Origin of the sequence: Bacteroides finegoldii DSM 17565 (assembly GCF_000156195.1) — a bacterium.
Classification (GTDB): Bacteria; Bacteroidota; Bacteroidia; order Bacteroidales; family Bacteroidaceae; genus Bacteroides; species Bacteroides finegoldii.
The window spans coordinates 119,976-124,500 of sequence record NZ_GG688331.1; the positions used below are offsets into that span (position 1 = coordinate 119,976).

Here is a 4,525-nt window from a genome sequence, read left to right on the forward strand (position 1 = left end):
CCTGTAATGATGACGATGATGTAAAAGACGCAATATTGGAAGTAAACTATAAGAATCTCAACGGTACATGGCGTTTGAGTGAATGGAATGGAAAGGAAATGAATGACAAACTTTATTGCTATATCACCTTCGACCGAAAAGAACATACTTATATAATGTATCAAAACCTCAATAGTATGTATTCACGAAAACTGACTGGTTCATTTTTGATAGAAGAAAAAGAAGATGACTTTATTCTGAGTGGTACATATGATTTTGGTAAAGGTGATTGGACTAATAAATATATAGTGACTGAAATGTTGGACAATTCAATGAAATGGATTGTTAAAGATAATCCGGAAGATATTTCAGTATATGTACGTTGTGACAAAGTCCCCGATGATATTTTGACAGGAACTCGTTCTCTGAAATAAAGTCATCTATTAAATTATATCTATAAAAAAATTATAGATATATTAAAAATAGGATTTTACAAATATCTGTAAGAAGTTGTATTGTTATAATATAATTCTTGCAGATATTTTATTTATCGACTAATATACTGCAATCTTTGGTCAAATCCGCCCCAGTTATTGATGAATTAATGAACGTACACAATGTATTTATCTATCTATTACTATAATGGTGTATTATGTGCCATAGTCTTGGGAGGAACAGATTAGAAAAGTTGTATATGGGTAACGGGAGCTATTACATTGTCTACCATATTACAGATTATCGGAATGAAATTAGGGATAACGACTTTAACCGCTCCCTTTATTGTATTTGTATGGATCGTGATAATGATACAGAGAATGATAAGGAAGTAGAAAAAAACTACTAGAAGTAATAAACAAAATGAATATTGATTTATATACAATAGACTGGACTGCTATAGGATCGGTAGCAACTACAATCGCTTTGATAATTGCTTTCAAGTCCATAAATGCATCCAATAAACAGAATAGAGAAAATCCTAAACTTCAAATTTTGCTGATTCGTAAAGAACAAGAGCAAAAAAGGCTTGATGAAATGGTAAATAATATTCTAGAGATAATCCATTCTATAAAACCAATTGATGTTCTTGATTTCTCTTCAAAATGGATAGACAAGACATTACGACAGAAGACAGACATAAGATCGACCATATAGCAGAGCAAGATCAATTGAATAATATCCGGCTGAATATCCAGCTAATAAAATTGAAAAACTATCCTACTGCCAATATCTTGCTCACTCGTCTGAATATAATTAGAGATTTATATGGACAATGGGTAAAATGTATCAACTTACTACATCTGCATTTAGAATCCCGAGATAAGCTCTCAATAGAAGAACAAACGGTGTGTATTACAAACATTGTAAAACAAATGGCAACAACATGTAAGAAACTCAATCCCGAATACACACCGATAATATCTGATATTTGCAAGAAAAAAAATAATATAATAGATATAGCCAGAGAACTAATGAACATTTTTGAATCAGTAATATCCAGCCAAATTCAAACTCACAAACTGGCTCTCGAACCCGAATTATATGAGTTTGTAAAGAAAGAACAAGAAAGAATTGATCGTATTATTGATGCAAAGTAATATTTCCATTTTCAAAAAGACAGTAGTAAGTCAAAACTAAGATATTCAGTTCTTAGATTATTTAAGTGAAAGGTAAATAAGACAATAGATAGATTATAATGAAAGAAGATATTGAAATAATGATGTTTGGAGGTAAATATGAAAATTGGTAGATACTATATATGAATATCTTTACTTCACAATAAATGAATTAGAATATAATCAACTACTTACAGTAAATCTATAACTCTTACAACCAAAAATTTTCTATTTCCTATATAGAAAATATAAGAAAGAAAAAGAAAAAAGGTTATTCTACTTGTCTTTCAGGTTTTCAGGATATTCAAGGTAATTTTTTTCTCCAATATCAGAAACATCCGGTATCTCTCCCACCCTCAAAAAGGAAAAGGCGGGGAAAGCGGGGAGGGGAAATTGAGAAACCTATTTTTTTACTATTTTCTGAACAGGTCAAGTTAGAAATATTATAAAAAAAGATGTTTCCCGACAAATTATCGAAAATTCCTCTTTCTCTTTGAGGTAGGAGGAAGAAAAAAAACAATTGATATTCAGAACTATACCTTAAATTATAACTTGTAAACTTTATCTTTTCCAGATAACACCTGTATTCATGAACCAAAAAATTTCTAATACTCTATATATGGAATATAAGAAAGAAAAGAAAAAAGGTTATTATCTTTGTTTCCTTGAATTTCGGGATATTTATGGAAAGTAAAAGCCAACCACTGGAATTACAAAATTACCTGTCTACAATGTCATTCAAAAATTTAATTAAGTATCTTTGCCGCTCACTAAAGAATAATACTATAATAATGACAATACAGAATAGAAATGATTTGAATCAGGCTTTCCGGATGAGGGCTGACAGTATCGTTGTTTCAGACAGTCTTATCGGCGGTTCATTATTAATTGCTGAACGTGTACAAAACAGACGCTTTCCAACAGTAGTTCTAAAGAGAATCACTGATGGAGAAAGTTGCAAAGTATCCATGGGTGAAGGAGTCGTTATTCCTGTGGATAGGGAAATGGCAACGGAAACATTGGATATGCTCGAACAATTGGAAAGGATGAATATAGAACTGGATGTGGAAGAAGTGGTGACAAGAAAAATCAATTTATACTACGGGAGTTAAGAAATAGGAACAGAATATAGCAACGGAGTTTCCGTATGTTCTTATGATACAGGTTATAATCGGACAGCGTACTAAATCTCATGAAAAAGGACAGCCCGGAAAAAGCCATCCTTCCCAACAGTTCTCCCGTGACTAATACGTTTAATAGTAGACATTCAACATTAGATATATATGTGCACTCTTGTCCTTGCTTTGGTGATGTTCCAGTTCAAATTAAATCTTGTCTTCACGAGCCAACCAGCCAATAGCACTGCCCAATTCGGAATCATCAAAACCTGTAATGTTCTTTATTTCCGAATATTCCCATCTTTTCTGTGCATCTGTATTTAACAAACGCCATAAGATACCGGCATTTTCTCCGATTATGTGTTTATCCATATTGAAATAATTTAAATGACACATAAAAATATTATTTTTCTTCCACAACAGAATACTTTATGTGACAATATAACAATAATTAATACCAATATGACATCATTAGCAATTAATTTCAACAATATGAAAGGTTATTGCTACAATCTAAAGAGAAAAGCAATTCTTTTATTTTTTTGAAGACAGAAATCAAACTTTTTCCTATCTTTGGTTATCAGTAACAATAAATACGAAGAATATGAAATGGGGATATATTATATTATGTATCGGGGTCGGTATTCTCATCTCCTGCCAAAAAGAAAAGAGGAGGCAGACCGGTGCCAAACTGGAAGCTTACAGCGCAGACTCAATACTACAAATTATCATCACAAACATAGGCGGGGATACGCTGACTTTTAATGACCGCTTCAAAAAACAGACGGAAGGAAATGGAGAAATATGGGAACCGGTAACAACAGAACGACCCGATGATGAAACAATATACTACCGTTTACTTCCGGAAGCCAAAGCATACCTGGACTACAAACTGGATACAGCATATATCAGAAGTAGAAAAATAAAAATGGATGTGGTGACCTCCGGCAATGACACCTGCTCTGTCATGGCAACCGTTAATACAGATTTTGACATAATCTGTATGGACATGGAAGTAATCCCTTTGTACCAGGTCGCAATGTTTGCCAATATACACAACTACTATCATTGGAATACAAGAATAGACAACAGGACGGGCAAAACGGCTTTCTTATCCCATGGTCTCCAAATAAGCTACCACCCTTTACCAGACAAAGAAAAGAGAACTGACGGAACAGGAAGCCGAGAAGAAATATACGAAAGGATCAGGGAGAAGGACTGGGAGATCCTGTTTTCTCAGGCAAGGGACCCGGGCGCCAGAATAAAGGGACACTGTACGGGTGATTATTCCGGAACTCCCATCTTTATAAACAACAAATGTAGAAAAGGAGTTTACAGGTTTAGGACAGCCATGCATTTTGAAGGGGACGGAAAAGATACCCTCCTGACAGCCTTTCTTGAACTGGATAATGAAATAGAAATTGACAGTTCGGGAAGGAGGATCGTAACTATAGAACCCGAAAAGGAAGAAGAACTGCATTTCATAGAACATAACGGATGGATATGGAATACGGATTTCCCGGATTACAGTAAGAGAAAAAAGGGTATATAGAAAGAGCCGAACAAGCATATTTATATTATATCATGAGAATCAACGGGTCAGTCAGAGACGAAAGCATGGAACGGAGTAGAATGTAAGACATAGCTGAAAGACAAAGAGAGGCATAAATAAAAATTTACAAAAAGGTACAAATGCTTAAAGAATAGTGTTTATTGTAGCTTTTTTATAACATCCTACGGTTATGTAATACTCTCTACTATCGTATGCTTCCGTCTCTGACTAACCTACAATGGACTGTAATAAGGATACAGGAT

Annotated in this window: 5 protein-coding genes and 2 pseudogenes; 6 read left to right on the forward strand and 1 reads right to left on the reverse strand. The window is 33.9% G+C overall.

Going from position 1 to position 4,525, the window contains the following annotated elements; all coding sequences use genetic code 11:
• The 5 genes and pseudogenes from BACFIN_RS03385 to BACFIN_RS0220180 form a co-directional block, all read left to right on the forward strand.
• Nucleotides 1-413, forward strand: a 413-nt coding sequence (locus BACFIN_RS03385) for a lipocalin family protein (protein ID WP_007757033.1), incomplete at its 5' end; no start/stop codon positions are given.
• Nucleotides 414-617: 204 nt separating this feature from the next.
• Nucleotides 618-809 (forward strand): annotated as a pseudogene (locus tag BACFIN_RS23460) (urea transporter); the annotation flags it as partial.
• Between the two features lie 28 nt (nt 810-837).
• Complete coding sequence (locus BACFIN_RS23465; protein ID WP_007757035.1) at nt 838-1,131, forward strand: hypothetical protein; 294 nt, start codon at nt 838-840, stop codon at nt 1,129-1,131.
• Nucleotides 1,080-1,574 carry a hypothetical protein gene (locus BACFIN_RS20990; protein WP_007757036.1) on the forward strand — a complete coding sequence of 165 codons (495 nt, stop codon included), beginning with the start codon at nt 1,080-1,082 and terminating at the stop codon, nt 1,572-1,574. Before BACFIN_RS23465 ends, BACFIN_RS20990 begins: the two co-directional genes overlap by 52 nt.
• An 809-nt stretch (nt 1,575-2,383) precedes the next feature.
• Nucleotides 2,384-2,704: a hypothetical protein gene (locus tag BACFIN_RS0220180; RefSeq protein ID WP_230325612.1), complete on the forward strand. Its 321-nt coding sequence runs from the start codon at nt 2,384-2,386 to the stop codon at nt 2,702-2,704.
• Between the two features lie 141 nt (nt 2,705-2,845).
• On the opposite strand, the pseudogene BACFIN_RS20995 reads toward BACFIN_RS0220180, so the two are convergent.
• Nucleotides 2,846-3,082 (reverse strand): annotated as a pseudogene (locus BACFIN_RS20995) (winged helix-turn-helix domain-containing protein).
• Between the two features lie 232 nt (nt 3,083-3,314).
• Between BACFIN_RS20995 and BACFIN_RS03380 the strand changes: the two are divergent.
• A complete protein-coding gene (locus tag BACFIN_RS03380; RefSeq protein ID WP_007757045.1) occupies nt 3,315-4,262 on the forward strand; it encodes a hypothetical protein in 948 nt (315 codons plus the stop codon).
• The last annotated feature ends 263 nt before the right edge of the window (nt 4,263-4,525 follow it).

Excerpts from the sequence above, each read along its gene's own strand:
- BACFIN_RS0220180 (WP_230325612.1), top strand. The coding sequence starts at position 2,384 with ATGACAATACAGAATAGAAATGATTTGAATCAGGCTTTCCGGATGAGG.
- BACFIN_RS03380 (WP_007757045.1), top strand. The coding sequence starts at position 3,315 with ATGAAATGGGGATATATTATATTATGTATCGGGGTCGGTATTCTCATC.
- BACFIN_RS20990 (WP_007757036.1), top strand. The coding sequence starts at position 1,080 with ATGGATAGACAAGACATTACGACAGAAGACAGACATAAGATCGACCAT.
- BACFIN_RS23465 (WP_007757035.1), top strand. The coding sequence starts at position 838 with ATGAATATTGATTTATATACAATAGACTGGACTGCTATAGGATCGGTA.